Raw genomic sequence first — 18,249 nt, forward strand, 5'->3', positions numbered from 1 at the left:
CGAACAGGCAGGGCCGGGTGTCCGTCAAGGGGTGGCGGCGGTGACGGGCGGCACCTGGCCGGAGGTGGCCAGCCGGCGGTACCAGTGCGCCGAGTCCTTCCACGTGCGCTCGCCCGTCGGGTAGTCGACGTGCAGGATGCCGAACCGCTTGGAGTAGCCGTAGCCCCACTCGAAGTTGTCCATCAGCGACCAGGCGAAGTACCCGCGCACGTCCGCGCCCGCGTCGCGCGCGGCGCCGACGGCCTCGACGTGGTCGTGCAGATAGGCCACGCGGCGGTCGTCGTGCACGCGGCGCTCGCCGTCGTCCACCACCAGCTCGTCGTCGAAGGCCGCGCCGTTCTCCGTCACGGCGAGCGGCAGGCCCGGGTGCTCCCGGTGCAGGCGGAGCAGGAGGTCGGTCAGGCCCGACGGCTCGATGTTCCAGCCCATCGCCGTGTACGGGCCGGGCTGCTCGGCGAACTCGACGTCGGTGACGCCGATCCAGGGGCTGTGGCTCGACGCCCCGTGACCGTCGTTCTCCGACCGCTCCCCCTCGCCGTCGTAGTGCCGCACGGTGACCGTGGAGTAGTAGTTCACACCGAGGACGTCGAGCGGCTGGCGGATCTGCTCGAGGTCGCCCTCGTGCACGAACGACCAGTCCGACACGTGCGCGGTGTCGTCGAGCAGGTCGTCGGGGTAGGCACCGCCGAGGATCGGACCGAGGAAGGCCCGGTTCGCCAGCGCGTCGATCTTCCGGACGGCGTCGGCGTCGCCCTCGGACGCGGCGTCCGCCGGGCGGATCGCGTGCAGGTTCAGCGTGATCGACACCTGGGCGCCCGGGACCACGTCGCGGATCGCCTGCGCGGCCAGGCCGTGCGCCAGGTTCAGGTGGTGGACGGCGGCGAGCGCCGCGGCGGGCTCGGTGCGGCCGGGGGCGTGCACGCCGGAGCCGTACCCGAGGTAGGCGGAGCACCAGGGCTCGTTGAGGGTCGTCCAGGCCTCGACGCGGTCGCCGAGCTCGACGGCCATGTGCCGGGCGTACTCGGCGAAGGCGTACGACGTCGCCCGGTTCGCCCAGCCGCCGGCGTCCTCGAGCTCCTGCGGCAGGTCCCAGTGGTACAGGGTGACGAACGGCCGGATGCCGCGCTCGCGCAGGGCGTCGAGCAGGCCGCGGTAGAACGCGACGCCGTCGGGGTTGAGCGGACCGCTCCCGCCCGGCTGCACCCGCGACCACGAGATCGACAGGCGGTAGGCGCCGACGCCGAGGCGGTCGAGGTGGTCCACGTCCTCGGACCAGCGGTGGTAGTGGTCGCAGGCGACGTCGCCCGTGTCGCCGCCCTGCGTGCGGCCCGGCGTGTGCGAGTACGTGTCCCAGATCGACGGGCCCCGGCCACCCTCGGCCGCCGCCCCCTCGATCTGGTACGCCGCGGTCGCGGTGCCCCACAGGAAGTCGGCGGGGAACGTGCGGGCGGAGGCCGCCTGGTCGATCGGCTCGGTCGCGGTGGCCGTGGACGTGCTGGTCATGGTTCTCGGTCCTCGATCCTGGGGTCGTGCGGAGGTCATGCGGGGTGGTCGCAGGTGTGGGAGCGCTTCCACACCTTGTCAGTGTAGGTCACGGGAACAGGCCGGACCTGGATTGCGGAGCCTTCGAACAAGCGATCCGTCGCGCCATGCGGCCGGATGGCGCGACGGATCGCTTGTTCGAAGGCAGGTCACAGCGACAGGGTCACGGTCCCTGGGCCGTCGCCGGCTGCCGTCCGCTCCCCCGACCGGACGGTCCAGGCGCCCGGGGCGTCGTCGGTCGTGACGACGACCTCGGTGCCGGCGCGGCGGACCCGGAAGCGCGCGGCCTCTCCGTCGGGCCCGCCCGTCGGCACGGTCGTGACGGCGTCGTACCCGTCGGGCAGCTCGACGCAGCGCAGCTCGACGCCGTCGGCCCACGCGTAGTCGGGCCGGTCGGTCCGGGCGCCCACCGGCAGCACGGTGCCGGGGCGCACCAGCACCGGCAGGGAGTCGAAGCCGTGGGTCTCGGTGACCCAGCGTGGGCCCGTGACCGTCTCGGCGTGCCCGCCGTCGTCGCCGTCGAGCAGGCGGGTCCACGTGCCCTCGGGCACGTAGTACTCGACCGCGCCGTCGGCCTGGAAGACCGGGGCGACGAGCAGCGATCCGCCCAGCATGTACTGCATGTCGACGCCGAAGGTGGCGCGGTCGGCGGGGAACTCCAGCACCATCGGGCGCATGATCGGCGTGCCCGCGGCGTGCGCCTCCTCGCCCGCGGCGGCGAGGTAGGGCATGAGCGACATCTTGAGGTGCGTGAAGCGGCGCGCGACGTCGACGGCCTCCTCGTCGAAGGCCCACGGCACGCGGTACGACGACGAGCCGTGGAAGCGCGAGTGGCTCGACAGCAGCCCGAACGCGAGCCAGCGCTTGAACACCCCCGCGTCGGGCGTGCCCTCGAAGCCGCCGATGTCGTGGCTCCAGTAGCCGAAGCCCGACAGCGCGAGCGACAGGCCGCCCCGCAGGGACTCCCCCATCGACGCGTAGGTCGAGTCGCAGTCCCCGCCCCAGTGCACCGGGAACTGCTGACCGCCCGCCGTGGCCGACCGCGCGAAGACGACCGCGTCGCCGCGCCCGCGGCGGCGCTCGAGCAGGCGGAAGACCAGCTCGTTGTACAGCTCGGCGTAGTAGTTGTGCATCTTGCGGGGGTCCGAGCCGTCGTGCCAGACGACGTCCTCGGTGGGCACCCGCTCGCCGAAGTCCGTCTTGAAGGCGTCGACACCCTGGTCGAGCAGGCGCTCCAGATGGCCGAGGTACCAGTCCGCGGCCTCCGGGTTGGTGAAGTCGACCAGGGCCATGCCGGCCTGCCACAGGTCCCACTGCCACACCCCGCCGTCGGTGGTGCGCAGCAGGTAGCCCTTGGCGCGCCCCTCCTCGAACAGCGGCGAGCGCTGCCCGATGTAGGGGTTGATCCAGACGCTCACCTTCAGGCCCCGGTCGTGCAGGCGGGCGAGCATGCCCTCCGGGTCGGGGAAGACGCGCGGGTCCCACTCGAAGTCGCACCACTGGTACTCGCGCATCCAGAAGCAGTCGAAGTGGAAGACGCTCAGCGGCAGGCCGCGCTCGGCCATCCCGTCCACGAAGCTCGTGACCGTGGCCTCGTCGTAGTCCGTGGTGAACGACGTCGACAGCCACGTGCCGTACGACCAGGCGGGCACGCGCGCCGGCCGCCCGGTGAGCGCGGTGTAGCGCCGCAGCACGTCCTTCGGCGTCGGGCCGGCGATGACGTAGTACTCGAGCGACTGGCCCTCGACCGAGAACTGGACGCGGGTGTTCACCTCGGAGGCGACCTCGAGCGACACCCGCTCGGGGTGCGCCACGAAGACGCCGTAGCCCTTGCTGGTCAGGTAGAGCGGCACGTTCTTGTACGCCTGCTCGCTGGAGGTGCCGCCGTCCTCGTTCCAGACGTCGACGGACTGCCCGTTCTTGACGAACGGCCCGAACCGCTCGCCGAGGCCGTAGACGTGCTCGCCCGGCTCGAGCGTCAGCTGCTCGTGCACCCAGGCGCCGCCCTCCAGCGGGCCGGACGTCGCGGTCATCGCGCCCACGGACTTCGGCAGGCTCGACGTGAGCACGCGGCCGTCGTGCTCGACGTCCACGTGCCAGCCGCCGCCCCGGTGCACCCGCACGGTGAGGCCACCCGTCTCGAGCACGCCCTCCGTCTCGTCGACCTTCACGACCGGGAGGAAGCCCGGCTCGGGCGCCACGGCGAACTCCGGCCCGCGGCGCGCGGCGCCCGCGAAGTGCTCGATGCGGACCCGCACGACGCCCGGGGACGGTGACGAGTACGTGACCGTGAGCATCGGCCGGTTGAGCGTGTCGCCGCGGTGCCGGATCGGCGCGGTGGGGGCGTAGACGGTCATCGTGCCCGCCGCCTCGTCGACGCGGACGTCGTCGACCTCCACCGCGTACAGCGGTGCGATCCCGCGGCGGGTCTGCCAGTAACCGTCGGTGAACTTCATCAGGTGCACCTACTCCGTGCTGTCGTGTCGATGATGGCGGAGTACCCGGGAGCACGCCGCGCGAGGGTGGGGTGGTGCGCTACTTCACCGCGCCGGCGGTGACGCCTCGGGTGAGGGTGCGCTGGAAGATCAGGAAGAACACCAGGGCCGGGACGAGGGAGACGAGCGCCCCGGCATTGGTCGTCGGGGCGTCCATCATCCGGTCGCCCTGCAGCGACGCGAGCGCGATCGGGATCGTCTGCGTGTCGTTGGTCGTGAGCATGACCAGCGGGATGAAGAACTCGTTCCAGGTCCAGATGAAGAAGAAGATCATCAGGACCATGAGCGTGGGCCGCACGATCGGGAAGACGACCCGCCACAGGATCCGCCAGCGGCCTGCGCCGTCGAGCGCCGCCGCCTCGAGGAGCGCCGGCGGGAACGTGCCGAGCACGGACGCCAGCAGGTAGGTGCCGAACGCCGACTGGATGACCGTGAAGATGATGATCACGGACCACTGCGAGTTCGACAGCCCCACCTGCCGGGCCATGTCGAACAGGGGGTAGATCAGCGCCTCCTGCGGGAGCATGTTCGCGAGCAGGAAGAGCAGCACCACCCACATCCGGCCCTTGATCCGGCCGATCCCGATCGCGTAGGCGTTGAGGAGCGAGAGGGCGCACGCCGCCACCGCCACGACGGCGGAGATAAAGGTCGAGTTCCACAGCTTCACCGGGAACTCGGTGCGCTGCCAGAAGTTCACGAGCCCGTCGAGGTACAGGCTCGTCGGCAGGCTGAGCGGCCCGTGCTGCGTGTAGTCGTCGGGCGACTTGAACGCGTTGAGCAGCATCACCAGCAGCGGCGCGACCACGAGCAGCGCGACGACGACGGCGCCCGCGAGCACGAACCAGTGCCCGGCGCCCCGGTGATGCCGGTCCCCGCTGCGCGACCGGACCGTCGCCAGGGTCGCGGCCATCAGCGCCCCACCTCCTCGGCCCGCTCGGCGCGCGTCTGCAGCGCGAGGATGACGACGGCGACCACGAGGATCACCACTGTGAGCACGGTCGCCACGGCGGCGCCGTAGCCCACCCGCGACTTGTCGAAGAAGTTGAGGTACGAGTAGTAGCTCGGCACGAGCGTGGAGCTCTCCGGGCCGCCGCGGGTCAGCACGTAGATCGGCCCGAACACCTTGAGCGCCGCGACCGTGCAGGTCAGCGTCACGACGAACGTCTCCGGGCGGATCTGCGGGATCGTGATGGCCTGGAACCGCCGCCACCAACCGGCGCCGTCCAGCTCCGCGGCCTCGTAGAGCTCGGGGTCCACCCGCTGCAGCGCCGCCATGAAGATCACGACGGGGTACCCGATCTGCACCCAGATCAGCACGAGCATGACGCTCGGCAGCGCCGTGCTCGGGTCGCCCAGCCAGTTCGGCGGGTCCGCGACCCCGACGGCGCGCAGGATCTCGTTGAGCGCGCCCGTCTGGGCGTTGAGGATCCAGTTCCACAGCACGCCCGCGACGGCGACCGGGAGGATCTGCGGCAGGTAGTACGTGGCCCGCAGGACCGACGCCACCCGGGCGCCGAACCGCCGGCCCAGGTAGTCGAACAGCACGGCCGCCAGCAGCAGGCCGATCACGGTGGGCACGAGCACCATCGCGACGATCATCGCGACGGAGTTCTGGAACGACGTCCAGAACGCGGCGTCGTGCCAGAGCTCCGTGTAGTTGTCGAAGCCCACCCAGGTGAGCGGCGCCAGGCCGCCGCGCCAGGAGAACAGGCTGATGTAGACGTTGGTCACCAGCGGGTACCCGATGACGAGCACGAAGAGCACCGCGCCGGGGAGCAGGTACGCCAGGTAGGGCAGGGTCGTGCCCCGCCGGCGGCGGCGCGTCCGGGCGTCGGCCCGGGATGCCGCCGCGGGCGGGCTGAGGGTGGCGGTCACGTCGTCACTCGCCGAGCAGGTCGGCCTTGCCGTCCGTGTAGGCCGACTCCAGCCCGTCGAGCACCTGGTCCGGCGTCTTCGACCGGTTGATCAGGGACTGCAGCTGGCTGACGATCGTGTCGTAGTAGCCCGGCACGGGCCAGTCGGGGTAGAACGCGAGGCCGTCGTCGTCGAGGATCGCCTGGAAGTTCTCGGTGAGCTCGCGCGTCTTGTCGTCGGTGATCGTGGACGCGTCGCCCGCGACCGGCAGGCCGCCCGTCTGCGCCAGCACGTCCTGCACCTCGGGGCGCAGCGTGGTGTCGATGAACTCCGTGGCCAGCGACGGCGAGTCCGCGTTGGTCGGGACGACCCAGAGGTTGCCCGACGAGCCGGTGTGCAGCGTGTTCCCCGGGAAGTTGAACTGACCCCAGTCGTCCTTCATCTCCGCCGTCACGCGGCCGAACCACCAGGAGCCGGAGACCATCATCGGGTAGTCGCCCTTCATGAAGGCGACGCCCATGTCCTCGGCCGTGAGGCCCGCGGAGTCGGAGGCGACGTAGCCGTCCTCGATCCACGAGTCGAGCTTTTCGGTGGCCGCCGTCATCTCCGGCCCGTGGAAGTCGACGTCGCCGTCGAAGAGCTGGTACTGGTCGACGAGCTCCCGGTCGGCGTTCGCCAGCACGAGCTCGTACCAGAGCTGCCCCATCGGGTACTCGGCGCCGGCCTCGGCCAGCGGGGTGACGCCGTCGTCCTTGAACGCCTTCATCACCTGCTCGAGCTCCTCGAGCGTCGTCGGCACCTCGAGGCCGGCGTCGGCGAACATCTTCTTGTTGTAGTAGACGCCGACGAACTCGCCGTAGTTGGGCACGCCGTACCAGTCGCCGGAGCCCATGAGGCCGTTCTCGTCGTAGCGCGCGGTGGTCTGCAGCGAGCCGGACAGCTTGTCGGCCCAGCCGTTCTCCTCCGCGGCGTCCGTCAGCGGGGCGATCAGGCCCTGCGCGGCGAGCTGCCCCGCGGTCGCGTTGCCCTTGTTGTACTCCATGACGTCGGGCACGTCGTCGCCGGTCAGCACGATCTTCGCGTTCTTCTGGATCTGCTCGAACGTCTGCTTCTCGACCTCGACCGTGACGTCCGGGTGCTCCTCCTCGAAGATCTCGATCGCCTTGGCCCACGCCTGGCCCATCGCCGAGTCCTCGTTCTCGTAGTGCCAGATCGTCAGGGTCTTGTCGTCGGTGTCGCCACCCCCGGTGGTCGTGCCGCCGCCTCCCCCGCCGCCCACGCAGGCGGTCAGCGTCAGGGCCGACGCGGCGATCAGGGCGGCCGCGGACAGGGTGCGTGCGCGGTGAAGCATGGGTCCTCCTCGTCGAGTCCAGCGCCGCGGCAGCAGTGCAGGGCCGCGGCCAGACGCTTCGATCAATGTCGAAGCGCTTCGACGGTGAGTATCGACCCCGGACGGACCGTCGTCAAGCAGGTGCCCCTCGACCTGGGGCCGCACGCCGACCGGCGACCACCCGGCGGTCGAACCGATTCGCGCGTGCGCACTACGCTCTCCGACCATGGCAGACCTCCGCGCGACGACGCACGTCCTGCACACCGACCGCAGCGCCGCACGGTGGGTCGAGGCCTACCCCGTCGGCAACGGCCACCGGGGGGTGATGTGCACGGGCCGCGCCGGGGTGGAGCACCTGTGGCTCAACGACCTCACGGCCTGGTCCGGCACCCCGGACGCCGACCCGCTGGCCGGGGCGCGCGCCCCGGGCCCCGAGCACCTCGGCCGGGTCCGCGCCGCCGTCGAGGCGGGGGACGTCCGCGGCGCCGAGTCGCTGCTCGCCGAGATGCAGACCCCGTGGGCGCAGGCGTACCTCCCGCTCGCCGAGCTCGACGTCGCCGTCGGCCCCGCCGACGCGCCCGCGGACCCCGCGGCACGCCCCCACGGCATCGAGCGGCGCGAGCTGGACCTGCGCACCGGCGTCGCCACGCACGCGTGGGAGCACCCCGTGGCGGGCCGCGTCGTGCAGGAGACCTGGGCCGACGCGCGGGGCGGCGCGGTGGTCCACACCGTGCGCGCCGAGCGACCGGTCCACCTGACCGTGCGCGTGGAGAGCCTGCTGCGCGCGTCGGCCCGGCAGCCGGTCGGCCCACGGGGCACCCTCGTGCGGACCCTCGACCTGCCCGTGGACGTCCCGCCGACGCACCACCCGGAGGGCGAGCTGCGGTACGACGCCGAGCGCGGCCGCACCGGCACCGTCGCCGTGGCCGCGCCCGCCGACCACGACGCCGTCGTCGAGGACGGCACGCTGCGCACCGGCGTCGCGCGCACCCACGTGCTGGTGGTCGCCACCGCCACGACCGAGCCGCCCGGCCGGCCCGACGCCGCCCCGCCGGCCGACCGGATCGCGGCACAGCTCGCGAGCGGCGGTGCGCCCGGCGACGCGGAGCGCGACGACCCCGAGGCCGACGCGGCCGCGCTCCGCGAGCGCCTGCGCGCCGCGCACGTCGCGGAGCACGCCCGCCTCTACGGGCGCGTGGACCTCGCGCTGCCGTCGCCCGCGGGGGCGGACGACCTGCCCACCGACCGCCGCGTGCTGGCCGCGGCCGAGCGGCCGGACCCCGGCCTGACGGCGCTCGCATTCCACCTCGGCCGCTACCTGCTGCTCTCGTCCTCGCGGCCGGGCGGCCTGCCCCTCACCCTGCAGGGCCTGTGGAACCCGTGGCTGCCGGGGCCGTGGAGCAGCGGCTACACGCTGAACATCAACCTGCAGATGGCGTACTGGGCGGCCGGCACGACCGGGCTCGCCGCGAGCCAGGAGCCGCTGCTGCGCTACGTCGAGCGGCTCGCCGCGGGTCCGGGGGCCGCCGTCGCGCGCGACCTCTACGGCGCCGCGGGCTGGGCGGCGCACCACAACTCGGACCCGTGGGGCCACGCGGCGCCGGTCGGCAACGGCCGCGGCGCGGCCAAGTGGTCCGCGTGGGCGCTCGGCGGCGCGTGGCTGACCCAGCACCTCCTGGAGCACCACCGCTTCACGGGCGACGACGCCGAGCTGCGCGCCGGCTGGCCGGCGCTGCGGGGCGCGGGCGAGTTCGCGCTCTCCTGGGTGCAGACGTCGGGCGGCACGGGCGACGACGCCCCGGAGCGCGCCTGGACCAGCCCGTCGACGTCGCCGGAGAACGAGTTCGTGGCGCCCGACGGCGCGCCCGCCGCCGTCACGACGAGCGCCGCGATGGACGTGGCGCTGCTGCGCGCCCTCGCCACCGCCTGCCGCGAGGCCGCGGGTGCGCTCGGGGTCGACGACGCCGACGAGCCGTGGCTCGCTCGCCTCGAGGCCGTCGTCGCCGCGCTGCCCGACCTCTCGACCGGGTCGCGCGGCGAGCTGCTGGAGTGGGGCGTGGAGGTGGCCGAGGCGGAGCCGGAGCACCGGCACCTGTCGCACCTCGTGGGGCTCTACCCCCTCGGCGACCTGGACCCGACGACGACCCCGGACCTGGCGCGCGCCGCCGCCCGCAGCCTCGAGCTGCGCGGCCGCGAGTCCACGGGCTGGTCGCTCGCCTGGCGGATCTCGCTGTGGGCGCGGCTCGGCGAGGGCGGGCACGCCCACGACCAGGTGCTGCTCTCGCTGCGTCCGGCCGACGACCCCGACGGGCGGACGCAGGGCGCCCAGCGCGGCGGCCTGTACCCGAACCTCTTCAGCGCGCACCCGCCGTTCCAGATCGACGGCAACCTCGGGCTCACGGCGGGCGTCGCGGAGATGCTCCTGCAGTCGCACCGGCGGGACGACGGCGTCGTCCGCCTCGACCTGCTGCCCGCCCTGCCGCCGGCCTGGCCCGACGGCGAGGTCACCGGCCTGCGGGCCCGCGGCGGGGCCGAGGTGGACCTCGCGTGGCGCGACGGCGCGCTCACGCGGGCGCGCCTGCGCGCGCCGGCCGACCGAGCGCTGGACGTCGTGGTGCGGCACGGCGGCGTGGCCGCCGCGGGAACCCGCGTCCCGGTCGCCGCGGGCGCTACCGTGATCCTCGACGTGCCCGCCGACCTCCCGGTCGCGGGCACCGCCGTCCCTCACGCACCCAGGAGATAGCCGTGGCCACCATCGAGGACGTCGCGAAGGCGGCGGGAGTCTCGGCGTCGACCGTCTCCTACGTGCTCTCCGGCAAGCGGTCCATCTCCGCGCCCACCCGCCGGCGCGTCGAGCAGGCGATCGCGACGCTGGGCTACCGGCCACACGCCGGCGCGCGCGCCCTCGCGTCGGCGCGCACGGAGGTCATCGGGCTGATGATCCCGCTGCGCTCCGGTATCGACGTCCCCGTGATCATGCAGTTCGCGGGCGGCGTCGTGACCCGGGCGCGGGAGCACGCGCACGACGTGCTGCTGCTCACCCAGGACGACCTCGAGGGCCTGGAGCGCGCGACGAACGGCTCGATGGTGGACGCCCTCGTCGTCATGGACGTCGAGGCGGACGACGCCCGCATCCCGATCCTCGCCCGTTCCCGGCAGCCGTCCGTCCTGGTGGGACTGCCGCGGGACGCGTCGGGGCTGTCGTGCGTCGACCTGGACTTCGAGGCCGCGGGCCGCCTCGCCGCGCAGCACCTGTCCGAGCTCGGGCACCGGCAGGTGGCGATGATCGGCGCGCCGCAGGAGGTCGTGGACCGGCACACGTCGTACGTGGACCGCGTGATGCGCGGGTTCGCGCAGGCCGCGCCGGTGCACGGCCTCGACGCGCAGGTCGTCGCCTGCCCGGGGGCTCCCGCGGAGGTGTCCCGAGTCGTCGACGAGCTCCTCGCCGAGACCCCCGGCACCAGCGGCCTGTTCGTGCACAACGAGCGGGCGCTGCCGCACGTGCTGTCCCGGCTGCGCGACGCGGGTCGGGCGGTGCCCGAGGACGTGTCCGTCGTCGCCCTGTGCCCCGAGGACGTCGCGCTGGCCCAGCAGGTGCCGATGACCGCGATCGACCTGCCGGCGTCGACGATCGGCAGCCTCGCCGTGGACATCGTCATGGCGCGGCTCGAGGGAGGTCAGCACGCCGAGACCCGGCTGCTGACGCCCGTGCTGACCACCCGCGGGAGCACCGCGCGGCGGTAGCACCGCCCGCCCCCGCGACGTCGCGGGCGAGGTCACGACCCGGACATGGTTCGCCGCACACCATTGCGGAACCCGTCACGGGGGTGATATCAATTCGAAGCGCTTCGACACGACGGCCACCGTGGGCCGTCGAGCGCGCGAGACCCATCACGAGGGAGTGACAGGTGAGCCTCACCCAGGGAGCACCGCTGCTCGACCGCGGCACCGCGGCCGTGCCGGACCAGCAGCACGGACGCCGGGGCGCCGACGCCCCGCAGGGCCGGCGCCGACGCGGGACCAGGCGCCAGGGCAAGAGGCCGTCGCCGACGATGTTCCTCGTCATCCTCCCGTTCCTGGTCCTCGTGCTCGCGTTCTCCTACCTGCCGCTCGTCGGCTGGGCGACCGCCTTCTACGACTACAAGCCCGCCCTCGGGCTGTCGGGCAGCGAGTTCGTCGGGTTCCAGTGGTTCCGGATGCTCGTGTCCTCGCCGACCCAGCTCCAGCAGATCGGGCAGGTCATGGCGAACACGCTCGCCATGAGCTTCCTGGGGATCGCGACGTCGCTGCTGCCGGTCTTCTTCGCGATGCTCCTCAACGAGATCCGGGCACCGTGGTTCAAGAACGCGGTGCAGACCCTCACGACGCTCCCGAACTTCATCTCGTGGGTGCTCGTGTACATGATCGCCTTCTCGCTCTTCTCCACCTCGGGCCTCGTGAACTCGGTGCTGAACGACTGGGGCATCATCACGACGCCGATCAAGTTCCTCGACACCGGTGAGCACGTGTGGCTCACGATGCTCCTCTGGAGCCTGTGGAAGGGCCTCGGGTGGGGCGCGATCATGTACCTCGCCGCCATCACCTCGATCGACCCGGCGCTCTACGAGTCCGCGCGCATCGACGGCGCCGGCCGCTTCCAGCTCATGCGGTACATCACCTTCCCGCAGCTGATGCCCACCTACGTGGTCCTGCTCGTGCTCTCCATCGCGAACATGCTCAACAACGGCATGGAGCAGTACTACGTGTTCCAGAACGCCTTCAACAAGGAGCACATCCAGGTGCTGGACCTGTACGTCTACAACATCGGCATCACCGGGAACAGCCTGTCGATGGCGACGGCGCTGGGCATGCTGAAGAGCGTCATCTCCGTCGTCCTGCTCGTCACCGCCAACGCGATCGCCAAGCGCGCCCGCGGCACGTCGATCATCTGAACGGGGACGAGACCGTGTCGATCACCAGCCCTGCCCTCAAGCGCACCCGCGGCGACGTCCCGTTCGCGCTCGTCAACTACGCCGGCTTCCTGCTCTTCGCGCTCCTGTGCGCCTACCCGTTCTACTTCCTGATCATCAACTCGGTCAGCGCCAACGACATGAGCGCCCTGGGCCAGGTCCGCCTGTGGCCCGAGGGGCTCCACCTGTCGAACTACTCGCAGATCCTGCAGCTCGACGGGCTGTCCGCCGCCGCCATCGTGTCCGTGGCCCGCACCGTCATCGGGACGGCCTGCACGGTGCTGGCGTCCGCGTTCCTCGGCTTCATGTTCACCCAGGAACGGATGTGGAAGCGCTCCCTCTGGTACCGCCTGGTCATCTTCACGATGTACTTCAGCGCGGGGCTCATCCCGATGTACATCACGATGAAGACGCTGGGGCTCACGAACTCGTTCTGGGTCTACATCCTCCCGGCGATCGTGCAGCCCTTCAACATCATCCTCGTCAAGACGTACGTGGAGTCGATGCCCGCCTCGCTGCAGGAGGCGGCCGAGATCGACGGCGCGGGGACGCTGCGGATCTTCTTCCGGATCATCCTGCCGAACATGACGCCGATCCTGGCCACGGTGGCGATCTTCACGGCGGTGGCCCAGTGGAACTCGTTCCAGGACACGCTCCTGTACATCACCGACCAGAAGCTCTACTCCCTGCAGTACCTGCTCTACACGTACACCAACCAGGCGAGCAGCCTCGCGCAGGCGGCGCAGAACGCTCAGGGGAACCTGGGGGCCCTGGCCACGGCGGCCACCACCCAGACACCGACGTCGATCCGCATGACGGTCGCGGTGCTCGTGGTGCTCCCGATCCTCTTCATCTACCCGCTCTTCCAACGCTATTTCGTCAAGGGAATCATGCTCGGCGCGGTCAAGGGCTGACCGTGTCTCGTCGCACGCACGAAGGGGTGTCATGAAACTCAGGAAATCGGTCGCCATGGTGGTGGCCCCGCTGGTCGGGGTGCTGTCGCTCGCGGCCTGCTCGCCGGGCGGGTCGGACGACGACACGCCGACGAACGTCAACCTCGACCAGGACTGGTCCAAGGCCGACCCGATCACCGTCGACGTCTACGACGGCCTCGCCAACTACATGGGGATCCAGAGCGGCTGGTTCGGGAAGATCGTCAAGGACAAGTTCAACATGGAGCTCAACATCATCGCTCCCAACGTCGCGGGCGGGGGTGACACCCTGTACAACACCCGCGTCTCGGGCGGCGAGCTGGGTGACCTCGTCGTCGTCGACAAGGGCCAGCAGATGGACGAGCTCGTGGAGGGCGGCCTCCTCCTGGACGCGGCCGACTACTACGGGGCGATGAAGAACGTGCCTCAGTACGACCCCGCGGTCCAGCACCTCAACGAGGGCAAGGAGGGCGTCTACGGCTTCCCGACGTCCGTGTCGAGCCTCAAGCCCACGGAACCCTCCGAGGGCCTCGAGCCCACGTTCGGCCCCTACTTGCGCTGGGACCTCTACGGCAAGGCCGGGTACCCGGAGATCGGCACGCTGGAGGACCTCCTGCCCGTCCTGAAGGACATGCAGGACGCGCAACCCAAGGCCGACAACGGGCAGAAGGCCTACGCCATCTCCCTGTTCAAGGACTGGGACGGCAACATGATGGTCACGGCCAAGCAGCCGGCCACCCTCTACGGGTACGACGAGATGGGCTTCGTCCTCGCCAAGGCGGACGGCTCGGACTACCAGAGCATCGTCGACTCCGACTCGGAGTACGTCCGGGCGCTGAAGTTCTACTTCGACGCCAACCAGATGGGGCTCGTCGACCCCGAGTCAACCACCCAGAACTACGACACCATGTTCACCAAGTACCAGAACGGGCAGGTGCTGCTGTCCTGGTGGCCGTGGCTCGGGCAGTCGGCCTACAACACCGACAAGAACATGGGCGCCGGCAAGGGCTTCGAGCTCGCGCCGCTGCAGGACCAGCAGATCTTCTCCTACGGCGCCGAGGTGTACGGCGGCAAGCAGATCCTCGGCATCGGCTCGGGCGCCGAGGACCCGGCCCGCATGGCGGCGTTCATCGACTGGCTGTACTCGCCCGAGGGCATCACCATGAACGGCTCGCAGACCGGCGCGGCCGCGGGGCCGGAGGGTCTCACCTGGGAGCTGGGCGAGGACGGCGAGCCGGCGCTCACCGACTTCGGGACGAAGGTCTTCCGCGAGGGCGGCGCCGACGTGCCGGCCGAGTGGGGCGGCGGGTCCTACACGGACGGCGTGTCGACCCTCAACGTGTCGACCGTGCTGCCGAAGGACGTCAACCCGGAGACCAAGTTCCCGTACAACTACACGTTCTGGCCGAGTTACCAGGAGCAGGTCGCGAACCCGTTGACCGAGGACTGGAGCGCCAAGATGGGTGACGCCACCTCCACCATGGAGTACCTCCAGGCCAACGACCAGCTCGTCGTCGCGCCGGGCTCGAGCTACACCGCCCCTGCGGACGACTCGGAGATCGAGGCCATCCGCAGCCAGGTCAAGGCCGCGATCATCGAGCACTCCTGGAAGATGGTCTTCTCCAAGAGCGAGGCCGAGTTCGACTCGCTCCTGAAGGAGATGCAGACGACGGTCGACGGCCTCGGCTACGCCAAGGTGCTCGAGTTCGACATGGGCAACGCCAAGGCGCAGAACGAGGCGCGCGTGGCCGTCGCCAAGGAGTTCGGGTGACGTCCACGACGCGCTGACCGGCCACCGGTCGCCGCACGACGAAGGGCTCGGGCGTCACGCCCGAGCCCTTCGTCGTGCCGTCGGTGCGACCGGGTGCTCACTGCCCGGAGTGCGGGCTCACCGGCTCGAGCTCCGAGGGGTGGGCCTGGCGGCGGCGGAAGACGCCGTGCAGCAGGAAGGCGCAGACGTAGGCGCCGAAGGAGAACCCGATCGTCGCGCCGAGGAAGAGCGTCTGCGGCGCGACGAACGCGACACAGGCGGACCCCACCGGGATCAGCACCAGCAGCAGGGTGCGCGCCGGCTCGACCAGCGGCAGGAGCAGCGCGTTGCGCAGCGTCCGCCGCAGGGGCGCGTCGAACCAGCCGACCAGCGCGAACGCGTAGAGCAGTGCCGCGAGGAGGTAGCACGCGCCCAGCAGCGCCAGGGCCCCGGCCACGGCGCTGAGCGTGCTGGTGAGCGAGAGCCAGAAGATCCCGCTGTACACGAGCATCGCCGCCGGGAGCCCGAGCGCCGCCAGCGCGGCCGTCCCCCGCCAGGCGTTGCGTCCGAGGGCGACGACGAACCCGCGCACGAGGTGGCCGCGCTCGTCGTCGGCGTACCGCAGCGTGACCTCGAGGAGCGCGCTGGTGGCGGCGCCGATCGTGACGACCGGCAGGCAGGCCACCAGGTACAGCACGTTGAGCACCACGAACAGGACGAACGTGGTGATCCCCTGTGCGGTGCGCCCCTCCGGGTCGATCCTCACCGCCGGCCGCCGTCCTGCACCCGCAGGGCCTGCCGCACGGGGAGGTCGGCGCTGGACGGCCCCGCCGCGAGGAGGTACTCCCCCGGGTGGACGCGGAGCGCGCCGTCGAGCGCCCCGCCCCCGGGCCGTCCCTCCCAGACCGCGAGACGGGCGACGTCGACCGGGACGTCCACGACCGCCTCCTCGCCCGGCGCGAGCCGCACCCGCCGGTAGCCGAGCAGCAGGCGGACCGGGGTGGCGCCCCCGGCCGCCGTGCCGCCCAGCGAGTAGACCTGCACGAGCTCCTCGGCGGCCCGCTCGCCGGCGTTGCGCACCGTCACCCGCGCGGTGAGGACGCCGGGGGCCGCCGGGTCCACGGGGTGCAGCGGCGGGTGGTCGCGGGTCGGCGCCGGGGCGTCCACCGCGGCCCGCGAGAGCTCGAGGCCGCCGTAGGCCACGTCGCCGTACGTCAGGCCGTGACCGAAGGCGAACGCCGGGACGCCGCGGTCGTCGGCCGGAAGGTGCCGGTAGGTGACCTGCTGACGGCGGGTGTCGTAGTCGAACAGGTCGCCCGCCTGCTCGGGCCGGGCCGGCCAGGTCTGGGCCAGCCGTCCCGCGGGCTCGACCTGTCCCGTGAGCACGTCGGCGAGCCCGTGCCCGAGCTCCTGCCCGCCGTGGCTGCTCCACACGACCGTGGCCGCGTCGTCGGCCCCGGGCCCGAGCACGTAGGGGTAGCTCGAGACGATCGTGAGGACGGCGCGCGGGTTGGCGTCGGCGGCCGCCCGCCACACCTCGACGGCCGCGTCGGGGAGCGTCAGGTGGGGGCGGTCCTGCGTCTCGCGCCCGTTCAGGTGGGGGTCGTTGCCGACCACCACGACGACGGCGTCGCAGCGTGCGGCCGCCTCGGCCACGCGTGCCGCCCCGGACTCCAGCACCCGGGGCACGAACCGCGCGGCGTCGTCGAGCGTGCGGCCCTCCGCGCACAGCACGCCCGTCCCCCGCTGCACCCGCACCCAGCGGCCGGAGCCCAGGTGCAGCAGCGACCACGAGCCGTCGGGGTGGACGTGGCGGCGGAAGCTCTCCTGCACCTCCCAGCCGCCCACCCGCTCGGCGTCGGCACGCAGCGGCCAGGCCGCCCCGGTCAGCAGGCGCCCGGACGACGCCGCGCGCAGCGTCAGCACGCCGTCGCCCCAGTCGGTCACGTGCAGATGGGTCGACTTGCCGGCCTCGGCGGCGTCGGCGACGACGCTCGCCCCGTCCGCCGAGACGGCCACGTACCGCCCGGAGCCCGCCACCCGCAGCGCGACGACGTCGGCCCCGGTCGCGACCTCCACGCGGTCGGCGCCGAGCGCGGCACGCAGCCCGTCGGCCGGCGTGACGGCGTACGGCGGGGTGCCCGAGTACCAGTCCGTGAGGACGACGTCCGCGAGCGGCCCGACGACGGCCACCGACCCCGCGGCGAGCGGCAGCGTCCCGGTGTCGTTGCGCAGCACGACGACGGACCGGGCCGCGGCCTCGCAGGCGAGGTCGCGGTGCTCGGGCGCGTCGATCGTGCCGTGCTGCGCGTACGGGTCCTGGTCGCCGTCCAGCTCCCCGGTCCGGATCCGCAGCTCGAGGAGGCGCAGCACGGCCCGGTCGACCTCGTCCATGGTGAGCAGGCCACGCTCGAGGGCCTCCTCGACCCGCCGCACCGTGGGGGCGCGGTCGGCGTCGTCGTCGGTGAACGAGTCGACGCCCGCCCGCACCATCGCGGCGTTGCCGGCGGCCCGGTCGGACGCCGCGCCCTGCAGCGTCACGAGGAACGCGGGCGCCGCGGCGTCCGAGACGAGCGCGACGGAGCCCGGCGCCCACGACCGCAGCTCGTCGAACAGCTCGCCCTGCAGGTGCGCCGGCACGCCGTTCACCTGGTTGTACGACGGCATCACGGCACCGGCGACGCCCGTCTCGACCGGCTCCCGGAACGCGGGCAGCTCCTCCTCGTGCAGGGTGCGGGGGTCGAGGTTCGAGCTCGTCGACGACCGGTCCGTCTCGTTGTTGTACGCCAGGAAGTGCTTGAGCGTCGGCACCGTCTTCCACACCCGCTCGTGCTCGCCCCGCAGGCCGCGGCTGTACGCGGTCGCGAGGTGCGCGGTGAGGTGCGGGTCCTCCGAGTACCCCTCCTCGTTGCGGCCCCACCCCGGGTGCCGCAGCGTGTTGACCACCGGGGCCCACACGTTGAGGCTCACGGACGGGTCGGCCCGGTGCTTGGCCCGCACCTCGGAGGCGGTGGCGTCGCCCACCCGGCGCAGCAGGTCGACGTCCCACGTGGCCGCGAGCCCCACCGGCTGCGGGAAGACGGTCGCCTCGCCCAGCCACGCCACCCCGTGCAGCGCCTCGCAGCCCGTGTGGAACGGGGCGAGCCCGAGCCGCTCGACGGCGGGCGCGTGCTGGTGGAGCATCGCCACCCGCTCGTCGTGGGACAGCCGGGCCAGCAGGTCACGGGCGCGATCGGGCACCGGCAGGCGGGGGTCACGGAAGGCAGGCACGTCCACGGGTCCTCCTCAGGATGCCGCTGCGGTGCGGCACGGCGGTCACGCTACCGGCGACGGTCGTCGCGGCGGATTGTCGAAGCGCTTCAACAACGCTACCGACACCCCGCCCCCGAGGGCAAAG

The 18,249-nt window shown here is 72.2% G+C and carries 12 protein-coding genes; 5 read left to right on the forward strand and 7 right to left on the reverse strand.

Going from position 1 to position 18,249, the window contains the following annotated elements:
* Nucleotides 1-24: 24 nt before the first annotated feature.
* From ABZ493_RS13155 to ABZ493_RS13175, 5 genes are all read right to left on the reverse strand, one after another.
* Nucleotides 25-1,503: a GH1 family beta-glucosidase gene (locus ABZ493_RS13155; RefSeq protein ID WP_430582595.1), complete on the reverse strand. Its 1,479-nt coding sequence runs from the start codon at nucleotides 1,501-1,503 to the stop codon at nucleotides 25-27.
* Nucleotides 1,504-1,691: 188 nt separating this feature from the next.
* Entirely contained in the window at nucleotides 1,692-3,998 is a 2,307-nt protein-coding gene (yicI, locus tag ABZ493_RS13160; RefSeq protein WP_430582596.1) for an alpha-xylosidase, read from the reverse strand.
* A 79-nt stretch (nucleotides 3,999-4,077) separates the two neighbouring features.
* Nucleotides 4,078-4,947 (reverse strand): carbohydrate ABC transporter permease, encoded by an 870-nt coding sequence (locus tag ABZ493_RS13165; RefSeq protein WP_430582597.1) that lies wholly within the window; start codon nucleotides 4,945-4,947, stop codon nucleotides 4,078-4,080.
* Nucleotides 4,947-5,834, reverse strand: coding sequence for a sugar ABC transporter permease (locus tag ABZ493_RS13170; RefSeq protein ID WP_430582646.1), 888 nt, complete (start codon nucleotides 5,832-5,834; stop codon nucleotides 4,947-4,949). The genes ABZ493_RS13165 and ABZ493_RS13170 overlap by 1 nt, the downstream gene beginning before the upstream one ends.
* Nucleotides 5,835-5,916: 82 nt before the next feature.
* On the reverse strand, nucleotides 5,917-7,242 hold the full coding sequence (locus ABZ493_RS13175; RefSeq protein WP_430582598.1) for an extracellular solute-binding protein: 1,326 nt from the start codon (nucleotides 7,240-7,242) through the stop codon (nucleotides 5,917-5,919).
* 205 nt (nucleotides 7,243-7,447) lie between these two features.
* On the opposite strand from ABZ493_RS13175, the gene ABZ493_RS13180 reads away from it, so the two are divergent.
* The 5 genes from ABZ493_RS13180 to ABZ493_RS13200 all read left to right on the forward strand — a co-directional run bounded on the left by ABZ493_RS13180 (nucleotide 7,448) and on the right by ABZ493_RS13200 (nucleotide 14,873).
* Complete coding sequence (locus tag ABZ493_RS13180) at nucleotides 7,448-9,964, forward strand: glycoside hydrolase N-terminal domain-containing protein (protein WP_430582599.1); 2,517 nt, start codon at nucleotides 7,448-7,450, stop codon at nucleotides 9,962-9,964.
* A gap of 2 nt (nucleotides 9,965-9,966) precedes the next feature.
* Nucleotides 9,967-10,965: a LacI family DNA-binding transcriptional regulator gene (locus ABZ493_RS13185; protein WP_430582600.1), complete on the forward strand. Its 999-nt coding sequence runs from the start codon at nucleotides 9,967-9,969 to the stop codon at nucleotides 10,963-10,965.
* 164 nt (nucleotides 10,966-11,129) lie between these two features.
* On the forward strand, nucleotides 11,130-12,152 hold the full coding sequence (locus ABZ493_RS13190) for an ABC transporter permease subunit (RefSeq protein ID WP_430582601.1): 1,023 nt from the start codon (nucleotides 11,130-11,132) through the stop codon (nucleotides 12,150-12,152).
* Nucleotides 12,153-12,166: 14 nt separating this feature from the next.
* Nucleotides 12,167-13,084 carry a carbohydrate ABC transporter permease gene (locus ABZ493_RS13195; RefSeq protein ID WP_430582602.1) on the forward strand — a complete coding sequence of 306 codons (918 nt, stop codon included), beginning with the start codon at nucleotides 12,167-12,169 and terminating at the stop codon, nucleotides 13,082-13,084.
* Between the two features lie 31 nt (nucleotides 13,085-13,115).
* Entirely contained in the window at nucleotides 13,116-14,873 is a 1,758-nt protein-coding gene (locus ABZ493_RS13200) for an ABC transporter substrate-binding protein (protein WP_430582603.1), read from the forward strand.
* Nucleotides 14,874-14,970: 97 nt separating this feature from the next.
* Here ABZ493_RS13200 and ABZ493_RS13205 read toward each other — a convergent pair whose 3' ends face one another.
* Both ABZ493_RS13205 and ABZ493_RS13210 read right to left on the reverse strand, forming a co-directional pair.
* A complete protein-coding gene (locus ABZ493_RS13205) occupies nucleotides 14,971-15,618 on the reverse strand; it encodes a YesL family protein (RefSeq protein ID WP_430582604.1) in 648 nt (215 codons plus the stop codon).
* Entirely contained in the window at nucleotides 15,615-18,128 is a 2,514-nt protein-coding gene (locus ABZ493_RS13210) for a glycoside hydrolase family 3 C-terminal domain-containing protein (protein WP_430582605.1), read from the reverse strand. Before ABZ493_RS13210 ends, ABZ493_RS13205 begins: the two co-directional genes overlap by 4 nt.
* Nucleotides 18,129-18,249 lie beyond the last annotated feature (121 nt).

Source organism: Isoptericola sp. NPDC019482, assembly GCF_040632295.1.
Classification (GTDB): Bacteria; Actinomycetota; Actinomycetes; order Actinomycetales; family Cellulomonadaceae; genus Isoptericola.